Consider the following 23686-nt stretch of genomic DNA (forward strand, 5'->3'; position numbering starts at 1 on the left):
GCGCCCGCCGGTCGGCCGGCGGGGCGCGGACGGCCGGCGGGAGCCGCCGCCGGCGGACCGGTCCACCGAGCCGAGCTCCGGGCCGAAACCCGAGAAGCTCACCGTCCTGGTCAGCCGCCCGGAGCGCACCTCGTCCGCGACGGCCGGATCCGCGAGTGCCGCGTCGAGGATGCCTCGCAGGTCCCGCTCGACCGGCTCCGTGACGCGGTGCCCTTCCGCCGCCGCCAGCCGCCGCGCCTCCCGGGCCATGGCGTTGACCAGCTTCTGCCGCTGGGAGGACAGCGCGCGCAGGGCGGGCCCGTCCAGGCTGCGCTGGGCGCCGGCCAGCTCGTCGGCGAGGTCGAGGAGGGCGTCGAGCTGCTCGCTGCGTTCCCGGGCGAGCAGGTTGGCCAGCCAGGCGGCCTGGGTCGGGCGGCGGAGGCGGCCGATCGCCTTGGCCGCGTCCTTGTCGCCGGTCTCCTTCGCCGCGGCCACGAGCTCGTCGCGCTCCGGCACGAACTCCTCCGGCGGCACGCCGTAGAGGCGTTCGGCCGCCTCGGCGACGGCATCGTCCTCGGCCGCCCCGCTGCCACCCGGCGGTTCGGTTTCAGCAGACGGAGCAGTCTGGTTCATACTCACTCGATTCAGTGTGACGGCGGTCACATGTAGAAGCCGCGGATACCGATTGTGACCGCGACCGAACGGGCAGACCACCGCATGAGCAGCACCACTCTTATCGTAGTGATCATTGCGGTGGTGGTCGTCCTCGTCGCGATCGCCGCGGCCGCTCGGTTCATGGGCGGCAAGCGGCGCAGCGAACAGCTCCGCGAACGCTTCGGACCCGAGTACGAGCGTCACCTGGCCGAGTCGGGCGATCCCGCCCGGACCGAGCGCGAGCTCGCGGACCGCGAGAAGCGGCACAGCAAGCTCGATCTCCGGCAGCTCGACGACCGCGAGCGCGAGACCTTCCGGAACCGCTGGACCGACGTCCAGCGCGAGTTCGTCGACGACCCAAACCGTGCGGTGGACCACGCCGACTCCCTGGTCAACGAGGTGATGTCGGCCCGCGGCTACCCGGTCGACGACTTCGAGCAGCGCGCCGCGGACGTCTCGGTGGAGCACCCGGTCGTCGTCCAGCGCTACCGCGAGGCACGCCGGATCGCGGCGGACAACCGCAGCGGCCGCGCGGACACCGAGCAGCTGCGCAACGCGGTCACCTCCTACCGAGAGCTGGTCGGCGCGCTCCTGGGCGACGAGCCCGGCGACGGTGGGCACAACGGACATTCCCCCCGCAACTCCGCCCGCAACACGGAGGCACAGACATGAGCGACACGCACGAGAACACCCGCAACGACGAGTCCCTCCGGCAGCGGCTGACCGACAAGCTGGTCGGCCGGGACCGGAACGAGGACCGCGACGCCCACCGGGACGACACGCACAGTGACGACACGTACAGTGACGGCCCGCGACAGGGCGACGCCGGATACGACGACGGCACCGACCGCGGGACGGCCACGTCCGGCGAGCAGGGCGGGCGGTCCCAGGAAGGCTGGGTCGAACCCGCCCGGGACGACGACCGGCTCGCCGCGAACCGTCCCGGTGCCGAGGAACGCCTCGGTGCCGACAGCCGGGACGCCGGGGCGGGAGCGGCTGGCCCGCATGGCGGCGACCTCGGCGACCGGACCCCGGGGGCGCACGACCGCGACGTCCGTGACGGCGGGGTGCACGACCCGGCGCAGCGCGGCGGCGGGGCCCAGGGCGGGGGTGTTCAGGCACGGGACGTCACCTCCGGCAGCATCGGCGACGCCGGTCGCGGCGGCCCGGACCACCATGACGCGGGCGGCCTCGCCGGCCCCGGCGCCACGACCGCGGGAGCCACGACCGCGGGAGCCGCGGGTGCGGCCGCCGTCTCCGACCGCCGCGACTCCACCGACCGGACGGGCCCGACCGGGCCGGACCGGCACGCGGCGGGCGCCCGCCAGGACGCGGCCTCCGACGACGGGGTCTCCCAGCACGCGACGTCCCACGGCGGGACGAGGCACGAGGGCGCCCACGAGGGCGACCCCGCGCTCATCCCGCAGGACCGCTCCGCGGACTACATGCGTCGCTGGGAGTCCCTCAAAGCAGGCTTCGTCGACGAGCCCCGCGCCGCCGTGCGGGACGCGAACCAGCTCGTCGGCCAGGTGCTCGACGAGCTGGAGGAGCTGTTCCGCAACCAGCGCGGTGAGCTGGAGCGCGACCTCGGCAACGACCAGGCGTCCACCGAGGACCTGCGGCTGGCGCTCGGCCGCTACCGCAGCTTCTTCGACCGGCTGCTGAAGATCTGACCGGGCGGGGCACGACGAAGGGGCGGGACCCGACGATCAGGTCCCGCCCCTTTCGTCGTGCACGGGTCAGGTCAGGGCGACCGCCGCGTCCGGCTCCACCACCCGGAAGGTGAAGCTCTCCTCGAGGTAGAGGCTCACCGTCGTCGCGTCGTGGTGGCTGTATCCGATGGACAGGTCCTGGCCGACGTCGAGGAGGAAGTCCCCGCCGCGCCGGCTGACGACGATTGCGCCGTCGACCCCGGCCGTCCAGATGACCGATCCGCCCAGGATCCGCTTGAGGTGGTCGAGCAGGAGGTAGCCGCCGTTCTCCGTGGTCTCGACGATCTTCGTGTAGAGGTCCGGGCCCACGGTGAGCGCGTAGGGCCCCTCGATACCGTTGCGCCGCAGGCGATCGACCGCGCGCGCGACGATGCCCGGCCACAGGTCGCAGTCCGCCCCGAGCGCCATCGCCGGGTACGGCGAGACCTCCGCGATGCCCTGGATGGAGGCGTTCGGCCAGCCGTGGAACACGGCGCGGTTCTCGATCTCGGCGGCCACCCGGGCGGCGCGGTCGAGGTCGTCGAACTCGGGATCCTGGGCTCCGCGCTGCACGTCGTCGATCTCGTCGCGGCTCACCGTGAACGGCACCCGGACCTCGGACAGCGGGAGGACCCGCCGGCCGCGGGTGCGGACGCCCTCGGCGCTGACTCCGGGCGGGGGGCCGTCGAGCGGGGCCACCCGGCCCAGCGTCGCGGAGGAGTGCTGCCAGCCACCCGGCCCGACCCAGTCCGCGATCTTGCGCGCGGTGAGCAGCGGGGTGAGCCGCTCGCGGGCCTCGTCGTCGATGGCCTTCCAGGCCTCCGTGGGGATCGGGGCGAGCGAGCGGAGCAGGTGGTCGGTCGGGTTGGTCACGAAAGCTCTCTCCTTGCGGTGCCGCGCCGTGGGCGGCGGCGGTGTCGTGAACGTGCGGTTCGGGGGTGGACGTCGGTCCGGCCGGTCAGGTGTCGCGGAGGCTGCCGATCCCGAGACCCACGGCGGGCCCGGAGTCCGAGGCGGGGTCCAGCTCGGCCTCGATCGTCCGCACGTACTCCTCGGGGTTCTTGTCCGCGGTACTGATGCCGACCGAGCCGCGGTGGCGCTCCAGGAAGTCCGCGAACTGCTTGCCGAGGGACTCGCGCAGGACGCGCGGGGCGTGGAGGCGGAAGTCCGGCAGGCCCTCGTTCTCCTCCTCGCCCATGTGCTCGTCGTTCGCCTCCCGGGCCCGGTCCACGGCTTCCCACCAGGCGCGGGTGGCGATCGGGTGCCGGGCGGCGGCGTGCACGCCGTCCCGGATGTCGTTGTGGTCCCCGATGGCGTCGAGGGTCTCCTCGTCGGGGTCGTTCTGCCCCTTGGCGAGGAGCTGCGGGTAGAAGATCTCCTCCTCGGCGACGGCGTGCACGTCGAGCCGGTCCGCCAGCGGGTCCCAGATGTCGCGGATGGCGTCGGCGTCCATCGGGGTCTGTGCGCGCAGCTCGTCGAGGTCGGCGAACTGCTGGCGGAACCACTGGTGGTCGTCGAGGATCAGTTGGGTGATGTCGGCCACGGGCCGCAGGTTACTGCCGGTCCGCCGGTCCGGCTTGTCGAGAGTGGTCAGACGCCGGGGTGGGGGACCTCGAGGGCGAGCGCGTCCCACCACCGTTCGTCCCGGTCCACCGGAGCGATCACCAGACCGTCGCGGGGCTCCGGGTCCTTCACGGTCCCGGCGTCGACCAGCTCCCGCATCTTGCGCCCGACGCGCCGGTAGAAGTCCACCTGCGTGGCGCGGCCGAAGACGTGGAATCCCATGCGGTACACCGGGTTCGGGATCCCCGAGCGACGCGAGTAGGCATGGATCCAGAACACGACCTGCCCGGTCTCCAGGTCCTTGGTCACCTCGTAGGTGAGCTTCCCCTGCTCCAGGTGGCCCTGCAGCGTCTGGTAGGTCCAGCCCCACACCCGCAGGCCGTCCACCGTCTCGTCCTTCGTCGCGGTGACCCGGACTCCCATGTAGAACCTCATCGCGAAGACGCGGCCCTCGAGGATCATGTCCCGGCCCAGCAGGGGGTCCGCCGGGCGGTAGGCGCCGCGCAGCAGCCGGTGGTCGGTGAACTCGTAGGCCCGGACCAGGGCGCAGGCTCGTTCCCACGGCCCGTCGGGCACGGGGTCGCCGGGCGGTTCGACCCCCAGGACCGCGTACCCGGAGTCGACGTGCCAGCGGGGGTCGGCGGGGCCGTCCGGGGCGTCGGCCTCGTCGTAGTTGACGGGCACGTCGGCGAGCCCGTCGACGAGGTCGGCGATCTGTGAGCGCTTCAGGACCGTTCCTCCTGCCGGACGGACTCGCCGATCAGCCAGATCGTGGGGGGCCACAGCCCGACGAAAAGGGCGCGCCGCTCGGCGTTGCCGCGTTCGTCCTGGTCCACGGTCTTCGCCCGCAGCCAGAGCCCGAGGCAGACCACGATGGAGGCGAGCGACGCGCTCTGCAGGTGGATCGGCCGCACGCCGCAGCGCTGGAGGAGCTTCCCGATGGTCACAACGGTTCGTTCCCGCTACGGCGGGTATGTATGCGCATGACGCACCTGCTCTCCCGCCGCCATGTCACGGGGACCCGGCGGACGCGACGCGTCGGGGCGCTGGTCCGCTGGCCCGTCGGTTTCGCCGTCGTCACCTGGCGGTACCTGTGGCGCACCACGCCGATGCACCGTGCGGAGGAGCCGGGCGACGCGAGCGACGCCCCGCCCGCGATCCCGGCCGAGTTCGTCGACGAGAAGCTCCAGCCGCCGGCGGACGGCTACGGGGACCTGCTGCACCGCCTCTACACGGTGCGGATCAAGGACACCCGCACGACCGCCGAGGGGCTGATGTCCCTGTTGCAGAGCGACGTCAACCGGATGGTGCCGACCGAGATCGCGATCTTCCGCCGCACCGAGGGGACCCGGGGATCGCTGACGCCGGGGGACGAGTTCCTGATCCGGCTGCCCGGGCCCTGGGACGGTCCGGTGCGCGTGATCGAGAGCGACGCGACCCGCTTCCGGTTCGCGACCCTGCGGGGCCATCTCGAGGCGGGGGTGATCGAGTTCCGCACCGGGACGGTCGACGGCCGGCTGGTCTTCTCGGTCGAGTCCTGGGCGCGGCCGGGGGACCGGTTGTCCCACATCCTCTACAACCGGCTGCTCGCCGCGAAGGAGATCCAGCTCAACATGTGGACCGAGGCGTGCCTGCGCTCGGCGCGGCTGGCCGGCGGCAGACCGGACCGCGGGATCTCCGTGCACACCCGCCGGGTGGCGGACCCGGCCGGTTAGGGCCGGGCCCGCCGACCGCGGGTCAGCTCTGCTCGTAGACCGGCGTCAGGACGGCGCGGGCGAGGGTGTGGCCGAACAGGTTGAAGCCGAGGAACGCCGAGGTGGCGCCCTCCGGGATGCCCAGGCTCTCCACATCGACGGCGTGCACGACGGTGAAGTAGCGGTGCGGGCCGTGGCCGGCGGGCGGGGCGGCACCGAGGTAGCGCTTCAGGCCCGCGTCGTTCGCCAGCTGGAACGCCCCGGCGGGCAGGCCGGAGCCCGAGTCGTCACCCGCGCCGCTCGGAAGCGACGTGACCGATGCCGGGATGTCCACGACCGCCCAGTGCCAGAAGCCCGACGCCGTAGGCGCGTCCGGGTCGTAGACGGTGACGACGAAGGACCTGGTCTCGGCGGGGAAGCCGCTCCACGACAGCTGCGGCGAGACGTCCTCGCCCCCCGCGCCGAAGATCCCCGAGACCTGCGGCGTCGCCAGGGCCTTGCCGTCCGCCACGTCGGTGCTGGTGACGGAGAACGACGGCACGTCGGGGAGTCCGGCGTACGGGTCGTGGCTCATGGTCACTCCTCTCTCCTCGCTGGTGGGTCTCCTCGGATCATGGCACGGGCCCTGCTGGAAGGCTGAGCGCGTGGAGAGCCTGGTGCTGATCGTCGGCCTGATGCTGGCCGCCGTGCTGCTGGTGGGGGTGGGGGACCGGCTCCGGCTGCCCTGGCCCGCGCTGATGGTCGTCCTCGGCGTGGTCGTCGCGCTGGTCCCGGGGCTGCCGGAAGCCTTCGTGCTGGACCCGGACCTGATCCTGCCGCTGTTCCTGCCGCCGTTGCTCTTCGCGACGGCGCAGCGCACGTCCTGGTCGCTGTTCCGGGCCCGCTGGCGCTCGATCGCGCTGCTCGCCGTGGCGCTGGTCGTGGTCACCGTGATCGCCGTCGCGGGGGTGACGGCGGTGCTGGTCCCGGGCATCACGATGACGGCCGCCGTGGCGCTCGGCGCGATGGTCGCCCCGCCGGACCCCGTCGCCGTGGAGGCCGTGGCCGGGCCCGTGCGGATGCCGCGCCGGATGCTCGCGGTGCTGCAGAGCGAGGGCCTGTTCAACGACGCGACGGCGCTGGTGATCTTCCAGGCCGCGGTGCTCGCCACGGTGCGCGGGGACGACCTGAGCCTCGGCGGGCTCGCCCTGAGCTTCGTGCTCGGCGCGGCCGCCGCGGTGCTGATCGGCCTCGCCGTCGCCTACATCGCGCGCACGGTCCTCGCCCGCGTCACCGACACCACCGGCCGCAGCGCGCTGACGCTCGTCCTGCCGTTCGCGGTGTACCTGCTGGCGGAGGAGGTGCACGCGTCCGGGGTGGTCGCCGTGGTGGTCGTCGCGCTGCAGCTGCGCCGCCTCGGCGACGCGGACGAGGCCGCCGAGCGGCTCACCCAGCGCTCCTTCTGGGACGTCGTGGAGCTGCTGGTCACCGGGGTCGCGTTCGGGCTGATCGGGCTGGCCCTGCGGCAGGTCGTCACCGAGGCGGGGGACGCCCTGCCGTCGATGCTCGGGCACGCCGCGATCGTGTGCGCCGTCGTCGTCGGGGTGCGGGTGCTGTGGATGTCCGGCGCGTACCTCGTCGTCCGGCGGAGCCCGGACCCGTCGGCCGCGCCGCGGACCGGACGCGAGGCCGTCGTGCTGGCGTGGTGCGGGATGCGCGGGCTCGCGACCCTCGCGCTGGCCCTGTCCCTGCCGGCGACGGTCGACGGCGGCGCGCCGTTCCCCGGCCGCGTCGAGATCACCCTGATCGCGTGCGCGGTGCTGGTGGTGACGCTCCTGCTGCCCGGCTTCACCCTGCCGGCACTGGTGAAGGTGCTCGGCGTCGCCGAGACGGCGGAGTCCGAGCACGCGGCGGAGAAGGCCGTCGCGCGGCGGGCGCAGCGGGCCGCGCTGAACCGGATGGCCGAGGAGGAACGCCTGCGGGACCTGCCCGAGGAGGTCGGCGCCGCGTTGCGGGAGCGGATGAGCCGGCTCGACGCGGTCCTGGGGGGCGAGACGATGAGCGAGGACGAGCGGAACCGCTTCGACACCCTGCGGAAGCGCGCGTCGGCACTGCAGGAGGTCCAGGCGTCCGCGCTGGCGGCGGCGCGGGCGGAGGTGCTGGCCGCCCGCGGGGAACCGGGTACGGACCCGGAGGCCGCGGACCGGGTGCTCCGCCGGCTGGACCTGCGCACGGTGCTCCTGGACTGAGGGCTCTCAGCCGGCGCGTTCCTCCGGGGCGGCGGCCAGGACGCCCGACGCCTCCAGGTGGGCCGCGAGGAGCCGACCGATGTGCAGGATGTGCTCGCTCATCGCGGCCCGCGCGGCCTCGGCGTCCCGCTTCTCCAGGGCCCCGAGGATTGCGCCGTGGTCGTGCGTGGTCGCGTCCGCCCAGCCGGGGACCCGGCCGTAGTACTGGCGCGGGACGTAGTGCACGAACAGGTTCAGCATCGACGCCAGCCGGTGCGCCCCCGCGGCCCGGTTCAGCGTGCGGTGGACGTCGTGGTTCAGCTCCTCGACGCGGGCCGTGTCGCCCCGCGCGGCGGCGTCGGAGATCGCCGCCTGCACCTGGCCGAGCCGGACGACCTCCGACGGCGGGAGCGCCGGTGCCGCCCGCGCCGCCAGCTCCCCGGCGACGTGCGCCTGCACGGCGAACAGGTCGTCGACGTCGCCGCGGGTGAGCGGCACCACCCGGAACCCGCGCCGGGGTTCCCAGCGGACCGCGCCCTCGCTGTGCAGCACCATGAGCGCCTCGCGGACGGGCGTGGCGCTGACCCCGAGCCCGGCGGCGACGTGCTCGACCCGGACGAACGTCGACGGCCGGAGCTCGCCGACCATGATGGCCTCGCGCAGCTGCGCCGCGACCCTGCCGCTGAGCTGCTGCTGCGTGCCGCCCACCCGCCCGCCGCCCAGCTCCCCACCACCCAGCCGCGCACCCCGCCCGGGGTCCTCCATCGCTGTCCTCCGACTCGCTCCGGAGCACCACCGTAGTGGGCCTGAGCGAGACCCAGGAGGGTGCTGAACGACTCGGCCCTGCTGTGTGGGTGCCCAGGCCCCCGCTCGCTTCGGGCGGAGTCGTTCAGCACCCTCCTATCGGGGCCCGTAGACCACCAGCGTGTTGCCCCACGGGTCCTTCGCGACCGCGCGGACCTCGTGCGGGCCCTGCTCGGCGTCCCGCAGGACGCTGCCGCCGGCCTCGGTCAGCGCAGCGAGGGCGGCCTGCACGTCCGGCACCTTGAACGACGCCGCCGCGACCCCGCCGGTGACGTCCTCCTCCGGCCCGGCGAGCGCGAGCGCCGTGCCGCCCGCGTCGAGCTGGGCGTAGCGGTCGCCGTCGACGAATCGGGCGCCGAGCCCGAACGTCTCCCCGTAGAAGCGCACGGCCGCGGCGACGTCCGCCACGGGGTGCAGCACGTTGCCGATCTTCACGGGAGCCGGTTCGTCGGGCACAAGGACCTCCTGGGTGCGTGATCGTCTCGCCGCAGCTTAGGCGTCCCTCGACCTGCGCCGGTGTCGCGAATGCGGACGGACGGGGCCGGGCACGCCGTTGACGTGATCTGGGTCACTCAGTACCGTCCGCCGGTGGCCGACCCGAACGAGTGAGATCCTCTTCCAGCGCCATGATGCGGAGCCCTCTCCATGAGCGGATACGACCCCAGGACCGGCACCGGCATCCCGACCGAGCCGGTGGGGTCGCTGCCCCGGCCCAGCCGGCTGCAGCAGGCCTACGCGGACTACGACGAGGGACGGATCGACAAGGCCGCGCTGGAGGCGGAGCAGGAGGCGGCGGTCGAGGACTCGATCGAACGCGGCCGGGCGACCGGAGCGCCGATCATCTCCGACGGCGAGCAGCGCTGGTCGTCGTTCGCGACCTACCCGATCACCGACACCCTCGCGGGCACCGGCCTGGCCCCGACGCTGGGCCCCGGCGGCCAGTTCTTCGCCATCTTCGCCGACGGGCACGGGCGGCAGCTGCCGAAACTGGAGCGCGGCCCGTTCTCCTACGTCAACTACGCCGCGGACTCCCTGCGGAAGTCCCTGCCCCATGCCGGGTCGACGCCGATGAAGCAGGCCGTCATCGCGCCGTCGATGCTCTACCCGCTGAAGGACCCGGTGGCCGACTACAGCCGCGACGACTTCGAGGCCGCCCTGATCGACGAGTGCGAGAAGGACATCCGCGCGGCCTTCGCCGCCGGCGCGGCCCGGGTCAGCGTGGACTTCACCGAGGGCCGGCTGGCCACCCGCGCCGACCCGCGCAACCCCTGGACGGGTGCGGGGCTGCTGCCGCACTTCATCGAGCTGAACAACCGTGTCATGGCCAGGTTCAGCGCCGACGAGCGCCGGAACATCGGCATCCACACCTGCCCCGGCGGGGACCGGGACTCCGTGCACTCCGCGGACGTGCCTTACACCAACCTGCTGCCGTCGATGTTCGAGATCGACGCCGGGTACTTCCTGATCCAGATGGCCAGCGAGCGGGACAAGGACCCGGTGCTGCAGGCCATCGGCGAGAACCTGCGCGACGACGCGAACGGCGTCGCACAGACCGCCTACATCGGCGTCACCAACCCGCAGAACCCGCGGGTGGAGAGCCCCGAGGAGGTGCGGGACGCCCTGGTCCGGGCGGCGAACTTCATCCCGAAGGAGCAGCTCGGCGCCACGGACGACTGCGGGTTCTCCCCGTTCAGCATCGACGAGAAGCCGAACCACGGCTCCCCGGACTTCGCGCGAGACGTCGCGTTCCAGAAGATCCACAACCGGGTCGAGGGCACGAAGCTCGCCGCGGAGAAGCTGGGCGTCGCGATTCCCTGACGGGTCAGGTGATCGTGATCCCGCCGTCGACCGGGAGCGTCTGGCCGGTGATGTAGCCCCCCGCGGCGCTGGCCAGGAACACGACGCTGGCCGCGAGCTCCTCCGGGTCGCCCTTCCGGCCCAGCGGGACCCGCGGCATCATCGAGTCGAGGTAGCCGGGTGCGTAGGTGTCCGTCATCTCCGAGGCGAAGAAGCCGGGCGCGATGGCGTTGACCCGGATGCCCTTGCGCCCGCCCCACTGCTGCGCCAGGTCCCGGGTCAGCCCGATCAGTCCCGCCTTGCTCGCGGAGTAGGCGGCCTGCGGGAGGCTCGCCGTGGTGATCCCGAGGATGCTCGAGATGTTGACGATGCTGCTGCCCGGGCGCATGACCCGGCCGCAGGCCTGCGCCATCCAGTAGCAGCCGTTGAGGTTGATGTCGATGACGCGGGTGAACTCCTCGACGGTCTCCCGGGTCGCCGGGACCGCGGTGCCGACGCCGGCGTTGTTCACCAGCACGTCCACCCGGCCGAACTCGGCCATCGCCGCGTCCACGAGGGCCTGGCAGTCCGGCTGGGACGCGACGTCCGTGGCGACGGCCAGCGCGCGCCGGTCCAGGTCCTCGACCAGCTTCGCCGTCCCCTCGAGGCGGTCCACGCGGCGGGCGCCGAGCACGACGTCCGCGCCCGCCTCGGCCAGGGCCTTGGCGAACGCCACGCCCAGACCGGAGGAGGCCCCGGTCACGATCGCCACCTTGCCGTCGAGGGAGAACCGTTCGAGAACCGTCATGACCGGGACATTACGGGACCCGTGAACGACCGATCAGAACTCCGTCGCCCGTGCCCCGGCGGCCGGGGCGGACCCGCCCCGTCACATGGGGTTGCGCCGGTGCGACCCCGGGATGCAACGATCGCGGGAAGCGGTGTGCCCGGATCCTCTCGCGCACACCACGAACCGAATCAGTCGAAGGAGACGTGGAAGATGACGCAGTCCCAGGCGCGGGTCGCCATCGTGACGGGCGGCGCCCGCGGTATCGGCGCGGCCACGGCGCAGCGGCTGGCGGCCGACGGTCTCGCGGTCGCGGTGGTCGACCTCGAGGAGTCCGCGGCGAAGGGCACCGCGGACACGATCGCGGCGAGCGGCGGGACCGCCCTCGCGGTCGGGGCAGACGTCTCCGATGCCTCGCAGGTGGAGGCGGCCGTGGCGCGCGTCGCCGAGGAGCTGGGCGCCCCGACGATCCTCGTCAACAACGCGGGCATCACCCGGGACAACCTGATCTTCAAGATGACCGAGTCGGACTGGGACGCCGTGATGGGCGTGCACCTCAAGGGCTCGTTCCTGATGGCGAAGGCCGTGCAGAAGCACATGGTCGACGCCAAGTTCGGCCGGATCGTCAACCTCTCGTCCACCTCGGCGCTCGGCAACCGGGGCCAGGCCAACTACTCCACGGCCAAGGCGGGCCTGCAGGGCTTCACCAAGACCCTCGCGATCGAGCTCGGCAAGTTCGGCGTGACCGCGAACTGCATCGCGCCCGGCTTCATCGCCAGCGACATGACCAAGAACACCGCCGAGCGGCTGAACATCCCGTGGGACGAGTACCTCGCGGCCCGCGCCAAGGAGATCCCGGTGCAGCGCGCGGGGGCGCCCGAGGACATCGCGAACATGGTGTCGTTCTTCGTCGGCGAGGCCGCGGGCTTCGTGTCCGGGCAGGTCATCTACGTCGCCGGCGGCCCGAAGGCCTGACGTGACGACGATGCGGGCCCCGGGGACCACGCCCCGGGCCCCGGTGGTCGTCCCGCCGCCGAGCGGCCCCGACCGGCTGCTCGGCGTCGGCCCGGTCACGGTCGACGACGCCGGTGTCTGCCGGGCGTCGATGAGCTGCGGTCCATGGGCGGCCGGGCCGGACGGCCGGCCGTCCGCCGGCGTCCTCGGGGTCCTGCTCGACGCCGTCCTGGGCCAGGCGACGCTCGTCGGCCGGGCCCCGGACGGCTGGGCGGTGACGACCGAGCTGGCCGTCGACCTGGCCGGCCCGGTGCCGCTCGAGGGCAGCCTCGAGTGCACGGCGTCCGTCGTGCACGTCGACGGCGAGGGTGTCCTCGCCCGCGGGCAGGTGCTCGACGACACGGGGCGTGTGGTCGCGGTCGCGACGGAGTGGGGCAAGTTCGTCGACGGACCTCCGGACCTCGCGCCACCCCCGCCGGTGCCCGTGCCGCGGGCACGCGACCTGGTGGAGCTCCTCGGCGGCGCGCTCGTCCCGGCCGCGGACGGCTCGGCGCCGACGGCCTCGGTCCAGGACGGCCCCAGCCTGCGCCTCCCCGGTTCACCGGCGCTGTCCAACGAGCTGGCGACCGTGCACGGCGGGATCCTGGCCACGGCGAGTGAGCTCGCGGCCGTCGCGGCGCTGCCCGCGAGCGCCGGGCGTCCGTTCGTCACCGGCTCGCTCCGGATCGCCTACCTGCGGCCGTCGCCGGTCACCGGGGACACCCTGTTCCGGACCCGGCCGGTGCACGCCGGCCGCTCGTTCGGGGTCGTGCAGGTGGAGGCGTGGTGCGGCTCCGGCCGGCTCGCGACGACGGCGACCGTGACCCGCCGGGTGTCCTGAGCCGGAGCTGTGGCGCCCGTCGAGTGGTACATGCCACAGTCCGCCCGTGCACTTCGTCTTCACCCCGCCCGCCGAGGCCGCCGCGGGCCTGCTCACGCTGCCGTGGGACGAGCCCCTCGAGGAGTGGGTCGACGACCGGATCGTCGAGATCCCGCAGCGGGGCATCTCCCGGCACGTCGTGCGGTTCGTGTCCGAGGGCGGCGAGGTCTTCGCCCTCAAGGAGCTCGACGAGCGACTGGCGCGCAAGGAGTACTCGCTGCTGCGCCGGCTGGTCGGGCTCGGGGTGCCGTCGGTGGAGGTGCTGGGCGTCGTCGTCGAGCGGCCGGGCCTCGACGCGATCCTGGTGACCCGGTTCCTGGAGCACTCGTCGTCGTACCGGGCCCTGTTCGCGAACCCGCGGGGCGGCGGGATGGCCGACCGGCTGCTCGACGCCCAGGTGGAGCTGCTCGTCCGGCTGCACCTGGCCGGGTTCATGTGGGGCGACTGCTCGCTGTCGAACACCCTGTTCCGGCTCGACGCGGGCGCGCTCGCCGCCTACCTCGTGGACACGGAGACGGCCGAGATGCACCCGTCGCTCTCCCGCGGGCAGCGCGAGTACGACGTCGCGATGGCCCGCGAACGGGTCGGCGGCGAGCTGTTCGACCTGGAGGCCGGGGAGCTCCTGCCCCCCGGGATCGACCCGATCGGCATCGCGGACGAGCTGGTCCTGCGCTACGACCGGCTCTGGGACGAGCTGACCAGCGAGACCGTCCTGCGCGCCGACGAGCAGCGCTACCGGATCGCGGAGAAGGTGCGCCGGCTCAACGACCTGGGCTTCGACGTCGACGAGGTGGAGCTGCTCGACGCCGGCCCCGAAGGCAGCCGGCTGCGCGTCCGGACCCGGGTCGCGGAGTCCGGGCACCACCGCCGTCAGCTGTTCACCCGCACCGGGCTGGACGTGGGGGAGAACCAGGCCCGGCGGCTGCTGGCGGACATCGCGAGCTACCGCGGCTACCTGGAGCAGACCGGCCGCCGCCCGGTCCCGGAGTCCGTGGCGGCGAGCCGCTGGCTGGGCGAGGTCTACGAACCGGTGCTCGCCGGCGTGCCCGCCGAGCTGCGCGGGCGGCTCGACGACGCCGAGGTCTTCCACGAGGTGCTGGAGCACCGGTGGTTCCTGTCCGAGCAGGCCGGACGGGACATCGGGACGACCGCGGCGGCGCGGGACTACATCGACCGGGTGCTGCCGGACGTGCCGGACGAGCTGCTCGCCGACCCGCCCACGGACCCGGACGTCTTCTGAGCCGGGACTGTGCGCTGAGCGGGCCCGGGGACGAGCGGGACCGGGGTCAGGACCCCGCGGTGGCGCCGGAGCGCTCCGCGATGGTCCAGCCCTCCAGCGCGTCGTGCCCGGGGACCGGGACCGGCTGGCTGCTGACGTTGACGATCAGCGCGCTGCCGTCCGGTGCCCGGAACCCGATCAGCGGCGACGTCTGCGAACTGCCGATCTCCACGTTGCCCTCGGCCAGCCGGGGGACCAGCCACTGCCAGGCCCGGGTCAGCGGCGTGGGCTGCCCGCCGTCGTCCTTCGTGCTGTCCGTCCAGAGCGCGGAGTACTCCAGGCTGTGGCCCTGCGGACCCCAGAGCAGCGCCGCCGCGGCACCGGACTTCGCGAAGGCGGCCACCGAGGCCAGCGCGGAGGCGGCGCTGGCCTGGCTCTCCGGTCCTCCGACGACGCCCGGGGGGACGTCGGAGTAGAACTCGGCCCACCAGATCGGCAGCTCCGTCTTGCCCCGCAGCCACGTGTCGATCGCGGCGAGCTTCTCCGCGCCGACGCTCACCGGGTCCACGGCGTCGCCGGAACGGATGGACGTGGAGGCGTCGACGGTGAGGAAGTCCGCGCCGACGTTGTGCTGCAGCCAGTAGTCGATGACGTCCATCGGCCGCTCGTCCAGCGCCCCCCACGTCCCCGTGACCTCGGTGGTGGCGTTGTGGTCGTCCGCGGCCAGGCTGGTCATGACGGGGTACGGGCCGCCGACCTGCACGTCCGGCCGGACGGCCTTCACCGCGGTGTAGACCTTGTTGTAGAGCTCGGTGTACCCCTCGTAGTCCCAGCGGTTCTCGTCCTCGTGGTAGAAGCCCTTGAGCTCGTTCCACACCAGCACCCGCTCGACCTGCGGGTAGCGCTGCACCGCCTCGGCGGAGAGCTTCGCGAAGGCGTCGAAGTACTCGGGCATCGGGGCGCGCTCGAGCTTCGACCAGTCCGTCTCGCCCTGCGCGCCGCCCTTCATCCAGTCCGGCGAGCAGCACAGCGTCAACGCCGTGCGGTCCCCGGTGTCCTCGACCAGCTTCATCCGGGTGTCGAGGGAGGCCCAGTCGAACTCGCCCTCCGCGGGCTCCGGGTTGACCGTGCCGAAGCCCATCAGGTGGATGTTCTGCCAGATGGCCCCGTCGTTGCGCAGGATGTCCTCGCCGCGCGCCCGGGCGGCGTCGGGCTCGTTGGGGTCGAGGCTGTCCTGGGTGTGGGTGACCCCGAGCTCCGTGCTCGTCGGCTGCTTCTGCCAGCTCCAGCCCTGGCCGAGATCCAGGTAGCTCGCGGAGTCGTCCGCCTTCGTCGCCTGCGCGTCGGTGCCCGTGGACGAGGTGCAGCCCGCGAGGACGAGGGTGGCGGCGAGCAGAGCCCCGAGCACGGGGGCGACCAGCGCGACCGGGCCGCGGGGGGACGTGCGGCGGGGGGCGGGGCGGGATCCTTCTCGACGGATCCTGGCGAACGGCACGGGACAGACCTCACGGTTGGCGGTGCAGGCCGGGGACGGCGCACGGACTCTGGACGGGACGGAGTCTGGAGGGGGGTCCCTGTGGCGACGCTGAGACCGGTTCAGCCGATCGCGCACTCGTCCGTCGCGGCATCATCCCACCGGCGTGACGATGGTCGCCCTCCGGTACCAGCCGTCGCGCCCGGCCAGCTCGTCCGGCGTGCCGTGCCCCACCACCCGCCCGTCGACGACGACGTACACGGCGTCGCAGCGCGCGGTCCCGGCGAGATCGTGGGTGATCAGGAGGGTGGAGCGGCCGCGGGCGGCGGCCAGCAGGTCGTCGAGCACGGCGTCGCGGGTGTCCGGGTCGAGGTGGGCCGTGGGCTCGTCGAGGACCAGCAGGGCGGGCTCGGTGAGCAGGGCGCGGGCCAGCGCCAGGCGCTGCCGCATGCCCCCGGAGAGCCTGCGGCCGTGGCTGCCGACGGCGTCGTCGAGCTCGAGGTCGAGGCGGACCCGGTCGAGGACGGCCCGCAGGTCGTCGTCGGTGGCCGTGGGCCGGGCTAGGCGCAGGTTCTCGCGGACAGTGCTGTCGAAGACGTGCGGGTCCTGCGGGATGCCGCTGACGGCCGCGCGGACGGCGTCGGGGGAGCGGTGCAGCAGGTCGTGTCCCCCGAGGTCGACGCTCCCCGCGTCGGCGTCGCGGAACCGGAACAGGACCGACGCCAGGGTGCTCTTGCCCGCCCCGCTCGGGCCGACGACCGCGACGTGCGCACCCGGCGGGACGTCGAGGTCCAGGCCGTCGAGGGCCCAGGGCCCGGCCTCGGCGTAGCGGACGCGCAGGTCCCGGATCCGCAGCGGCGCCGGATCCGGCGGGACGGGCGCGTCGGGCGCGGGACGGACCTCGGGCGGGGTGTCCAGGACGTCGAACAGCCGGGTGGCGCCGGCCCTGATCGCACCCAGCCGGGCCGCCGCGCCCGGGAGCGGCGCGACGATCTCGAACGCGGCGAGCGCGGTGAGCACCAGGACGGCGAGCGGGATCGTGCCGAGGCGGCCGTCGGACACGGCGGCGACGCCGAGCAGCAGCGTCCCCCACAGGGTCAGGCCCGCGATCAGTGCGGAGGCCCCTGCGCCGAGGCCGAGCAGGCCGGCATCGCGGCGGGCCACCCGGGTGAGCTCGGCGTCCGCCCGTTCGACCCGCGCGACGGCGCGGTCCATGGCGCCGTAGGCGACGAGGTCCGGGGCGCCGTGCAGGGCGTCGACGAGCGCCGTCGAGAGCTCGCTGCGGGCGTTTGCGGCGCGTCGCCCCGGGCCGCGGCCGGCGGCCGCGGCCAGCAGCGGGACGGCGAGCCCCGCGAGCAGCAGCCCGGCCGCGAGGAGCAGCCCGCCCTCGGTCAGCAGCGCCGTGCCGACGACGACCACCCCCGAGCCGACGAGCAGCGCCGACAGCGGCGGGGTCAGCCCGCGGACCAGCAGATCCTGGGTCGCGTCGGTGTCGTTGACCAGCCGGGAGACCAGGTCGCCGGAGCGGAACCGGCGGACCGGCTCGGTGGCGGCGAGCCGGGCGTAGACCCGGTCCCGGGTGTCCGCGAGGGTGCGCAGCGCGGCGTCGTGGGTGACGATCCGCTCCAGGTACCGGGCGACCCCGCGGCTCACCCCGAGCGCCCGGGTGAGCACCACGGCGACGCTCAGCGCGGTGATCCCGGGGTGGGTCGCGGCGGTGGCGATCAGCCAGGCCGCGAGGATCAGCAGCCCGACCCCGGAGGCGGTCGCGATCGCCCCGGCGAGCACCCCCAGCCCGAACCGCGCCCCCCGCGGCCGCGCCAGCCCGACCAACCTGACCACACTGTGCGTGCGGAACCTCGTTCTAACGAACATCGCCGCTCACGACCTCGGCCGGCCTGCGGAGACCTGCATCGTCGCTGCTCAGTGGGGGTCGTGCGCGTGGAACCTCGCTAGAACGAGGTTCCACGCGCACAGTGAGGTCGGGAGTCCAGCCCTCGTCGTGGGCCACGACGATCGCGGTGCGGCCCTCGACGAGCCGGGCGACGGCGCGACGGACCGCCCGGGCGTTCTCCGGGTCCAGATGGGCGGTCGGCTCGTCGAGCAGGACGATCGGGGCGTCCCGCAGGAAGGCCCGGGCCAGCGCGACCCGCTGGCGCTGGCCGGCCGAGAGCCGCGCGCCGCGTTCGCCGAGGCGGGTCTCGTAGCCGTCGGGGAGGCCGGCGACCACCTCGTCGAGCTCGGCCAGGCTCGCCGCGTGGCGCACCTGCGCGTCCGAGGCGTCCGGCGCGCCGAGACGGAGGTTGCCGGCGAGGGTGTCGTCGAAGAGGTGCGGGTCCTGGGGGACCCAGGCGAGCTCGCGGCGCCACGCGTCGAGGTCGAGCGTCGCCAGGTCCCGGCCGCCGACGGTGACCCGGCCGCGGGTGGGCTCGACGAAGCGCAGGAGCAGGGACAGCAGAGTGGTCTTGCCGGCGCCGCTCGGGCCGGTGAGCAGCACCGTCGAGCCCGCGGGGACCGTGAGGTCGAAGCCCTCGAGGGCGGGGTGGTCCCGGCCCGGGTAGGTGACCCCGACGCCCTCGAACCGCAGGTCGCCGGCTCCCGCCGCGTGCCCGCCGCCGGACGCGGGCGCCCCGCCCGGGCCGTCGAGCACCGTGAAGACCTGCTCCGCCGCCGCGATCCCCTCCATGCTGGCGTGGAACCGCGCGCCGACCTCGCGCAGCGGCAGGTAGGCCTCGGGCGCCAGGATCAGCACGAGCAGCGCGGTCCGGAGGTCCAGCCCGCCGTTCATCAGCCGCAGCCCCACCTCGACGGCGACGATCGCGACGGCCAGCGTCGCCAGCACCTCCAGCACGAACGCCGAGAGGAACGCGATCCGCAGCGTGCCCATCGTCGCCTCGCGGTGCTGGTCGGTGACCTTCCGGACGAGCGCGGCCTCGGCCTTCGCGCGCCGGAACAGGGCCAGCGTGGGCAGCCCCTCCACGACGTCGAGGAAGTGCCCGCCGAGCCGGTTCAGCAGCCGCCACTGCCGGTTCGTCCGCGCCTGGGTGTGCATCCCCACCAGCGCCATGAACAGCGGGATCAGCGGGATCGTCACCGCGATGACGACGGCGGAGATCCAGTCCGCGCGCACCACGACGACGAGCACGGCCACCGGAACCAGCACCGCGAGGACGAGCTGGGGGAGGTAGCGGGCGAAGTAGTCGTCGAGGGCGTCGAGGCCGCGGGTGGCGAGGGTGACCAGCTCCCCGGCGTTGCGCTGGGCGGGCGGGCCGCCGGTCACGTGGGCGACCAGCCGCCGTCGGAGCTGGGACTTGGCGCGGGCGGCGCTGCGCACCGCCGCGGCCTCCGCGCCGTACGCGAGCCCGGCCCTGGCGATCGCGGCCGCGGCAACGGCCGCCATCACCAGGGCGAGCTCCTCGAGCCCGGCGCCGTCGGTCGCGCTCGCGACGGCGCCGGACACGAGCCACGCCTGCGCGACGATCAGCCCGGTGAGGCCGGCCGCACACCCCGTGGCGACGAGGAGATGGACGCGGACGGCGCTCGCCGTACGCAGCAGGCGGGGATCGAGGGGCTTCATCTCAGTGGACCAGCCCGCTTCTCAATGTGCCCCGGTGATGTCCGCGCGCGTGACCCGCTTGCGGAACACCCAGTAGCTCCACGTCTGGTAGCCGATCACCACCGGCAGCGCGACCAGCGCGATCCAGCTCATGACGGTCAGCGTGTACGGCGCCGACGCGGCGTTGCGGATGTCGAGGGAGAACGCGGGGTCCGTCGTCGAGGGCAGGACCTCGGGGAACAGCGATCCGAAGATCACCACCACCAGGGCCGCGACGGCGACCGCGGTGGCCGAGAACGCCCGGCCCTCCCGTCCGCGGGCGACCAGCGCCGACCCCGCGATCAGGGCCAGCACCGCGACGACCGCGACGGGCAGGGTCCAGTCCGCGCCGCCCGAACCTCTCGAACCGCCCAGCGCCTGTGTCCAGCCGAGGAACCCGACGAGCAGCGGGACGACGACGAGCGCGGCCCCCGCGGCGAACCGGCGGGCCCGCAGGCGCACCGGCCCGTCCGTCTTCAGCGACAGGAACACCGCGCCGTGCACCAGGAACAGCGCGAGCGTCAGCGTCCCGCCGAGCAGGGCGTACGGCGAGAACAGCTCGACCAGGGTCGCGGTGACCACATGGTCCGCCGTCATCGGCAGCCCGCGGACGAGGTTGGCGAACACGACACCCCAGAGGAACGCCGGGACGGTGCTGCCCGCGACGATCGCGACGTCCCAGCGGCGCCGCCAGGCGACGTCGTCGACCTTGCCGCGGTACTCGAACGCGACGCCGCGGGCGATGAGCGCCAGCAGGATCGCCAGCATCGGCAGGTAGAGGCCGCTGAGCATCGAGCCGTACCAGGCCGGGAACGCGGCGAAGGTCGCGCCGACCGCGGTGATCAGCCAGACCTCGTTGCCGTCCCAGACCGGGCCGATCGAGTTGATCATCACGCGGCGGTCCGTGTCGTCCCGTCCGAGGACGGGGAGCAGGGCGCCGACACCGAAGTCGAACCCCTCGAGGACGAGATAGCCGGTCCAGAGGAACGCGACGGCGACGAACCAGACGACGGGGAGATCCATCAGAGGCTCCTAGTAGACGAACGCGGGGATGCGGTCGTCGGTCTTCTCCCCGGCGCCGTCGGGGTCGGCAGCGGGGTCGGGGTACGGCATGACGGCCGCCGGCCCGGCCTTGATGTACCTGAACAGCAGTTTCGCCTCGATCACCGCCAGCACGGCGTAGATCGCGGTGAAGGCGCCCAGCGAGATCGCGACCTCGGCCAGGCTGACGCCGGGGGAGACGCTGTTCGCGGTGAGCAGCTCGCCCATGACCGTCCAGGGCTGGCGGCCCATCTCGGTCAGGATCCAGCCGAAGATGTTCGCTACCAGCGCGGCCGGCAACGCGGCGATGACCACCCGATACATCCAGCGGTGGTCCGGCAACCGGCCCTTGCGGGTCAGCCAGAGGCCGAGCACGGAGATCGCGATGCCGGCGCCGCCCAGACCCATCATCAGCCGGAACGCCCAGTACAGGACCCCGACGTTCGGCATGTACTCACCGGGGCCGAAGACCGCCTCGTAGCGCGCCCGGACGTCGTTGATGCCCTGAACGTTGCCCTCGAGGTCCCCGGTGGCCAGGAAGCTGAGCACCTTCGGCACCTGGATGTTGACGTGGTTGCGCCCGTTCTGGATGTCGCCCACGGCGAAGAGCGAGAAGCCCGCGCCGTCCTCCTGGGTCCAGAGCGCCTCCGCGCCGGCGAGCTTCATCGGCTCGTACTGCGCCATGAGCTTGGCCTGGTGGTCCCCGGAGAACACGACGACCGACCCGGCGAGCATCGTGACGGCGAATCCGGCGCGCAGGGTCCGGCGGAACAGCGGGTGCTCGTCCGGGTGCGGCGCCCGGCCGCCCCAGCGCTCCTTCATCAGCTTGTAGGCGCTCACGGCCGCGACGAAGAGCCCCGCGATCACGAACGCCGCCGAGACGACGTGCAGGTAGGTCGACCAGGCCTGGTCGTTGGCGAGGACGGCCCAGATGTCGGTGAGCCGGGCCCGGCCCGTCGTGGGGTCGACGTCGTAGCCGACCGGGTGCCGCATCCAGGCGTTCGCGGCGAGGATGAAGTAGGCCGAGAGGTTGGTGCCGATGGCCGCGGCCCAGATGCACGCCAGGTGCACGCGCCTGGGCAGCTTGTCCCAGCCGAAGATCCAGAGCCCGATGAACGTGGACTCCAGGAAGAAGGCGAGCAGCGCCTCCATCGCCAGCGGGGCGCCGAAGACGTCCCCGACGAACGTCGAGTAGGCGCTCCAGTTCATCCCGAACTGGAACTCCTGCACGATCCCGGTGACGACGCCCATCGCGAAGTTGATCAGGAATAGCTTCCCGAAGAACTTGGTGGCGCGCAGGTACTCCGTGCGCCCGGTGCGGTGCCACGCCGTCTGCAGGGACGCGACGATCACCGCGAGACCGATCGTCAGCGGGACGAACAGGAAGTGGTAGATCGTGGTGATCCCGAACTGCCACCGAGCCAGGTCGAGCGCCATCGAGGTCTCCCTCCGGGAGCCGAAGTTCTACGTCCTGTAGTAGTTCTACACTACGTAGAAGTCGGCGTGTCCGGAGATCCCGGGGTTACAGGGTGACTTCGGCGAAGGTGCGGCCCGCCTCGTTCTGCACGAGGACCGCCTTCACGTCGTTCGACGCGACGGCGACGCTCCCGTCGAGGGTGACGCCCCTCGACTCGCCCACCGGGCCGACGATCCAGCCCCCGGCGATCTCCTGGCGCCCGTCGGCCGCGACCACGATCAGCCGGCAGCGCTCGCCCTGCGGCACGCCCTTGACGGTCGCCTCGAGCCGGATCCAGTTGGCGACGGGGACCACGGTCACCGACGCGTCGACGGCGCCCTGGGTGACCGCGGCGCTCCGGCTGCCGGTGGCCACGGCGGTGGCGGGCGGCGGCCCGTCGGGGGCGGTGATCCGGCCGCCGATCGCCCCGCCGGCGAGCAGGACGAGCGCGGCCACCGCCGCGACGGCGGTGCGGCGCAGCCCCGTGCGGCGGCGCTGGCTGCCGCGTTCGCTGCGGATCCGCCGCAGCGCCCGGTGCAGGACGAGATCGGAGTCCGACGGCCCGTCGTAGAGGGCCTCGGGGGGCAGGTCGTCGAGGGTCCGGGTCATGGCCCGCAGGTCCTCCCACTCGTGACGGCAGTGCGCGCAGTCCGTCAGATGTGCCTCGACGGCGGCGGCCTCGGCCGGCGTCGACAGCCCCAGCACGTGGGCGCTCAGCTCGGCGGGGTCGAACCCGCAGGTCGCCCCGGTGGGAAGCCTCGTGGGCCCGGTCATGGTGTCACCGCCCCGTCGACCGGGTCACGGCCGACGAGGGCCGTGCGCAGCGCGCGGAGGGCGTAGTAGGAGCGGGACTTGACGGTCCCCGGCGGCACGCCGAGCACCGCCGCGGCCTCGGGGAGGCTCCGGCCCTGGAAGTACACCTGCTGCAACACCTCCCGATGATCCGCCGAAAGGCGTTCGAGCGCAGGCAGGACGGTCAAGGAGTCCACGACCCGGTCCGCGTGGTCCCCGACCGGCGGCGGGGGAGCGGCGTCCTCGGCCACCTCGGCCGGACGGGCCCGCCGGGCGCGCACCCGGTCGGTCGCGAGGTTCCGGGCCACCGTGAACAGCCAGCTGCGCACCGAGCCCTTCCCGTTCGTCAGCACGTCCGCGTGCTGCCAGGCGCGCACCAGAACCTCCTGCACGACGTCCTCCGCCGCCGCCCGGTCACCGAGCAACCTCGTCGTGAACGCGAGCAGGGCACCGCCGTGCTCGGAGTAGACGGCCCGGATCAGCGCCTCGTCGGCGGCGTCCTGTCGCTCCGCCGCGGAGCCGGTCCTCGGCCCGGTCCGGGTCCCCCGCCCGCGACGGGCGCCCGGAGATCTCAGGGACATGCGTCTCCCACACTCGGTCGGGGTCTGGAGGTACTGCGACGCACCGGTCCCGTCGGAGCTGGGGGAGCCTAGCGAAGGCCATGCCCACCCACACGAACCGTTCCGGCGAATGGTTCACCGGTCCGCGCCGGGGAGCCACCGGAAGAATCTTCCCCGATCGGGTGAACCGTTCCGGGCCGGGCTCCGTGTCGGTCGTCGTAAGGCTCCCCGAACCGACCTTCCCGCACGGCACCACCTTCTGACACTGGAGTGACGATGAGGGCTCGCGGCCCCGCACTGACGCTGCTCGCCGTACTGGCGGTCGGCGTGGCGGTCTTCGCCGTGAACACCGTCCTGAACCCGACGACGTCCACGATCGACGCGGCGGCCGCTCCCCTCGCCGCGTCGGCCCCCGCGGACGGCGCCTCCGGGTACTCGGACGGCTACGGCGAGGCGGCCCCCGCGCCCGCCGAACCGCAGGCGGCCCCCGCGGCGCAGGCCCCTGCAGCCCAGGCCCCGGC

General features: G+C 73.6%; 23 protein-coding genes and 2 pseudogenes. 9 read left to right on the forward strand and 16 right to left on the reverse strand.

What is annotated here, in order from left to right; all coding sequences use genetic code 11:
* Positions 1–612 (reverse strand): annotated as a pseudogene (locus tag JWP64_RS21740) (hypothetical protein); the annotation flags it as partial.
* A 108-nt stretch (positions 613–720) separates the two neighbouring features.
* Between JWP64_RS21740 and JWP64_RS21745 the strand changes: the two are divergent.
* Positions 721–1305: a hypothetical protein gene (locus JWP64_RS21745; protein ID WP_297500067.1), complete on the forward strand. Its 585-nt coding sequence runs from the start codon at positions 721–723 to the stop codon at positions 1303–1305.
* Entirely contained in the window at positions 1302–2306 is a 1005-nt protein-coding gene (locus tag JWP64_RS21750; protein WP_297500070.1) for a hypothetical protein, read from the forward strand. Before JWP64_RS21745 ends, JWP64_RS21750 begins: the two co-directional genes overlap by 4 nt.
* Before the next feature lie 66 nt (positions 2307–2372).
* Here JWP64_RS21750 and JWP64_RS21755 read toward each other — a convergent pair whose 3' ends face one another.
* The 4 genes from JWP64_RS21755 to JWP64_RS21770 all read right to left on the reverse strand — a co-directional run bounded on the left by JWP64_RS21755 (position 2373) and on the right by JWP64_RS21770 (position 4834).
* Entirely contained in the window at positions 2373–3197 is an 825-nt protein-coding gene (locus JWP64_RS21755; RefSeq protein WP_297500073.1) for a family 1 encapsulin nanocompartment shell protein, read from the reverse strand.
* Positions 3198–3282: 85 nt separating this feature from the next.
* The gene (locus tag JWP64_RS21760; RefSeq protein ID WP_297500076.1) at positions 3283–3867 is read right to left on the reverse strand and encodes a hemerythrin domain-containing protein; all 585 of its coding nucleotides are present in this window, start codon (positions 3865–3867) and stop codon (positions 3283–3285) included.
* 47 nt (positions 3868–3914) lie between these two features.
* On the reverse strand, positions 3915–4571 hold the full coding sequence (locus JWP64_RS21765) for a DUF1990 family protein (RefSeq protein ID WP_297500078.1): 657 nt from the start codon (positions 4569–4571) through the stop codon (positions 3915–3917).
* 41 nt (positions 4572–4612) lie between these two features.
* Positions 4613–4834, reverse strand: coding sequence for a hypothetical protein (locus JWP64_RS21770; protein WP_297500081.1), 222 nt, complete (start codon positions 4832–4834; stop codon positions 4613–4615).
* A gap of 30 nt (positions 4835–4864) precedes the next feature.
* Between JWP64_RS21770 and JWP64_RS21775 the strand changes: the two genes are divergently transcribed.
* Complete coding sequence (locus JWP64_RS21775; RefSeq protein ID WP_297500083.1) at positions 4865–5602, forward strand: DUF1990 family protein; 738 nt, start codon at positions 4865–4867, stop codon at positions 5600–5602.
* Between the two features lie 22 nt (positions 5603–5624).
* Here JWP64_RS21775 and JWP64_RS21780 read toward each other — a convergent pair whose 3' ends face one another.
* Positions 5625–6155 carry a YbhB/YbcL family Raf kinase inhibitor-like protein gene (locus JWP64_RS21780; protein WP_297500086.1) on the reverse strand — a complete coding sequence of 177 codons (531 nt, stop codon included), beginning with the start codon at positions 6153–6155 and terminating at the stop codon, positions 5625–5627.
* 70 nt (positions 6156–6225) lie between these two features.
* Here JWP64_RS21780 and JWP64_RS21785 point away from each other — a divergent pair, with 70 nt between their 5' ends.
* On the forward strand, positions 6226–7809 hold the full coding sequence (locus tag JWP64_RS21785; RefSeq protein ID WP_297500088.1) for a Na+/H+ antiporter: 1584 nt from the start codon (positions 6226–6228) through the stop codon (positions 7807–7809).
* A gap of 6 nt (positions 7810–7815) precedes the next feature.
* On the opposite strand, the gene JWP64_RS21790 is transcribed toward JWP64_RS21785, so the two are convergent.
* A complete protein-coding gene (locus tag JWP64_RS21790; RefSeq protein ID WP_297500092.1) occupies positions 7816–8553 on the reverse strand; it encodes a GntR family transcriptional regulator in 738 nt (245 codons plus the stop codon).
* Positions 8554–8688: 135 nt separating this feature from the next.
* Positions 8689–9048, reverse strand: coding sequence for a VOC family protein (locus tag JWP64_RS21795; protein ID WP_297500095.1), 360 nt, complete (start codon positions 9046–9048; stop codon positions 8689–8691).
* Positions 9049–9237: 189 nt separating this feature from the next.
* Between JWP64_RS21795 and JWP64_RS21800 the strand changes: the two genes are divergently transcribed.
* Positions 9238–10410, forward strand: a complete 1173-nt coding sequence (locus JWP64_RS21800; protein ID WP_297500098.1) for a 5-methyltetrahydropteroyltriglutamate--homocysteine methyltransferase — start codon at positions 9238–9240, stop codon at positions 10408–10410.
* A gap of 4 nt (positions 10411–10414) precedes the next feature.
* On the opposite strand, the gene JWP64_RS21805 is transcribed toward JWP64_RS21800, so the two are convergent.
* Positions 10415–11176 carry a glucose 1-dehydrogenase gene (locus JWP64_RS21805; protein ID WP_297500101.1) on the reverse strand — a complete coding sequence of 254 codons (762 nt, stop codon included), beginning with the start codon at positions 11174–11176 and terminating at the stop codon, positions 10415–10417.
* A gap of 192 nt (positions 11177–11368) precedes the next feature.
* Between JWP64_RS21805 and fabG the strand changes: the two genes are divergently transcribed.
* From fabG to JWP64_RS21820, 3 genes are read left to right on the forward strand one after another with little or no spacing between them, the layout of a single operon-like run.
* A complete protein-coding gene (gene fabG, locus JWP64_RS21810) occupies positions 11369–12130 on the forward strand; it encodes a 3-oxoacyl-ACP reductase FabG (RefSeq protein WP_297500104.1) in 762 nt (253 codons plus the stop codon).
* 10 nt (positions 12131–12140) lie between these two features.
* Positions 12141–12989 (forward strand): PaaI family thioesterase, encoded by an 849-nt coding sequence (locus tag JWP64_RS21815; protein WP_297500107.1) that lies wholly within the window; start codon positions 12141–12143, stop codon positions 12987–12989.
* A 46-nt stretch (positions 12990–13035) separates the two neighbouring features.
* Positions 13036–14268 carry a DUF4032 domain-containing protein gene (locus JWP64_RS21820; RefSeq protein ID WP_297500110.1) on the forward strand — a complete coding sequence of 411 codons (1233 nt, stop codon included), beginning with the start codon at positions 13036–13038 and terminating at the stop codon, positions 14266–14268.
* Positions 14269–14314: 46 nt separating this feature from the next.
* Here the strand turns inward: JWP64_RS21820 and JWP64_RS21825 are convergent, their stop codons facing one another.
* The 7 genes from JWP64_RS21825 to JWP64_RS21855 form a co-directional block, all read right to left on the reverse strand.
* Entirely contained in the window at positions 14315–15655 is a 1341-nt protein-coding gene (locus tag JWP64_RS21825; RefSeq protein ID WP_297500113.1) for a hypothetical protein, read from the reverse strand.
* Between the two features lie 219 nt (positions 15656–15874).
* Entirely contained in the window at positions 15875–17563 is a 1689-nt protein-coding gene (gene cydC, locus JWP64_RS21830) for a thiol reductant ABC exporter subunit CydC (protein ID WP_297500116.1), read from the reverse strand.
* A 22-nt stretch (positions 17564–17585) separates the two neighbouring features.
* Positions 17586–19298, reverse strand: coding sequence for a thiol reductant ABC exporter subunit CydD (gene cydD / locus JWP64_RS21835; RefSeq protein ID WP_297500119.1), 1713 nt, complete (start codon positions 19296–19298; stop codon positions 17586–17588).
* A gap of 21 nt (positions 19299–19319) precedes the next feature.
* Positions 19320–20339 (reverse strand): cytochrome d ubiquinol oxidase subunit II, encoded by a 1020-nt coding sequence (cydB, locus tag JWP64_RS21840; protein WP_297500122.1) that lies wholly within the window; start codon positions 20337–20339, stop codon positions 19320–19322.
* A 9-nt stretch (positions 20340–20348) separates the two neighbouring features.
* Positions 20349–21794, reverse strand: coding sequence for a cytochrome ubiquinol oxidase subunit I (locus tag JWP64_RS21845; protein ID WP_297500124.1), 1446 nt, complete (start codon positions 21792–21794; stop codon positions 20349–20351).
* 85 nt (positions 21795–21879) lie between these two features.
* Positions 21880–22587: a zf-HC2 domain-containing protein gene (locus tag JWP64_RS21850; protein ID WP_297500126.1), complete on the reverse strand. Its 708-nt coding sequence runs from the start codon at positions 22585–22587 to the stop codon at positions 21880–21882.
* Complete coding sequence (locus JWP64_RS21855; protein WP_297500129.1) at positions 22584–23186, reverse strand: sigma-70 family RNA polymerase sigma factor; 603 nt, start codon at positions 23184–23186, stop codon at positions 22584–22586. Before JWP64_RS21855 ends, JWP64_RS21850 begins: the two co-directional genes overlap by 4 nt.
* A gap of 255 nt (positions 23187–23441) precedes the next feature.
* Between JWP64_RS21855 and JWP64_RS21860 the strand changes: the two are divergent.
* Positions 23442–23686: pseudogene (locus tag JWP64_RS21860) on the forward strand (hypothetical protein); the annotation flags it as partial.

The sequence above is a fragment of the Pseudonocardia sp. genome (genome assembly GCF_025465255.1).
Classification (GTDB): domain Bacteria; phylum Actinomycetota; class Actinomycetes; order Mycobacteriales; family Pseudonocardiaceae; genus Pseudonocardia.

What these genes read in the sequence shown, in the direction of transcription:
- JWP64_RS21750 (WP_297500070.1), top strand. Translation starts at nt 1,302, where the DNA reads ATGAGCGACACGCACGAGAACACCCGCAACGACGAGTCCCTCCGGCAG.
- JWP64_RS21775 (WP_297500083.1), top strand. Translation starts at nt 4,865, where the DNA reads ATGCGCATGACGCACCTGCTCTCCCGCCGCCATGTCACGGGGACCCGG.
- JWP64_RS21780 (WP_297500086.1), bottom strand. Translation starts at nt 6,155, where the DNA reads ATGAGCCACGACCCGTACGCCGGACTCCCCGACGTGCCGTCGTTCTCC.
- JWP64_RS21790 (WP_297500092.1), bottom strand. Translation starts at nt 8,553, where the DNA reads ATGGAGGACCCCGGGCGGGGTGCGCGGCTGGGTGGTGGGGAGCTGGGC.
- JWP64_RS21800 (WP_297500098.1), top strand. Translation starts at nt 9,238, where the DNA reads ATGAGCGGATACGACCCCAGGACCGGCACCGGCATCCCGACCGAGCCG.
- JWP64_RS21805 (WP_297500101.1), bottom strand. Translation starts at nt 11,176, where the DNA reads ATGACGGTTCTCGAACGGTTCTCCCTCGACGGCAAGGTGGCGATCGTG.
- fabG (WP_297500104.1), top strand. Translation starts at nt 11,369, where the DNA reads ATGACGCAGTCCCAGGCGCGGGTCGCCATCGTGACGGGCGGCGCCCGC.
- JWP64_RS21815 (WP_297500107.1), top strand. Translation starts at nt 12,141, where the DNA reads ATGCGGGCCCCGGGGACCACGCCCCGGGCCCCGGTGGTCGTCCCGCCG.
- cydD (WP_297500119.1), bottom strand. Translation starts at nt 19,298, where the DNA reads ATGAAGCCCCTCGATCCCCGCCTGCTGCGTACGGCGAGCGCCGTCCGC.
- cydB (WP_297500122.1), bottom strand. Translation starts at nt 20,339, where the DNA reads ATGGATCTCCCCGTCGTCTGGTTCGTCGCCGTCGCGTTCCTCTGGACC.
- JWP64_RS21845 (WP_297500124.1), bottom strand. Translation starts at nt 21,794, where the DNA reads ATGGCGCTCGACCTGGCTCGGTGGCAGTTCGGGATCACCACGATCTAC.
- JWP64_RS21850 (WP_297500126.1), bottom strand. Translation starts at nt 22,587, where the DNA reads ATGACCGGGCCCACGAGGCTTCCCACCGGGGCGACCTGCGGGTTCGAC.
- JWP64_RS21855 (WP_297500129.1), bottom strand. Translation starts at nt 23,186, where the DNA reads ATGTCCCTGAGATCTCCGGGCGCCCGTCGCGGGCGGGGGACCCGGACC.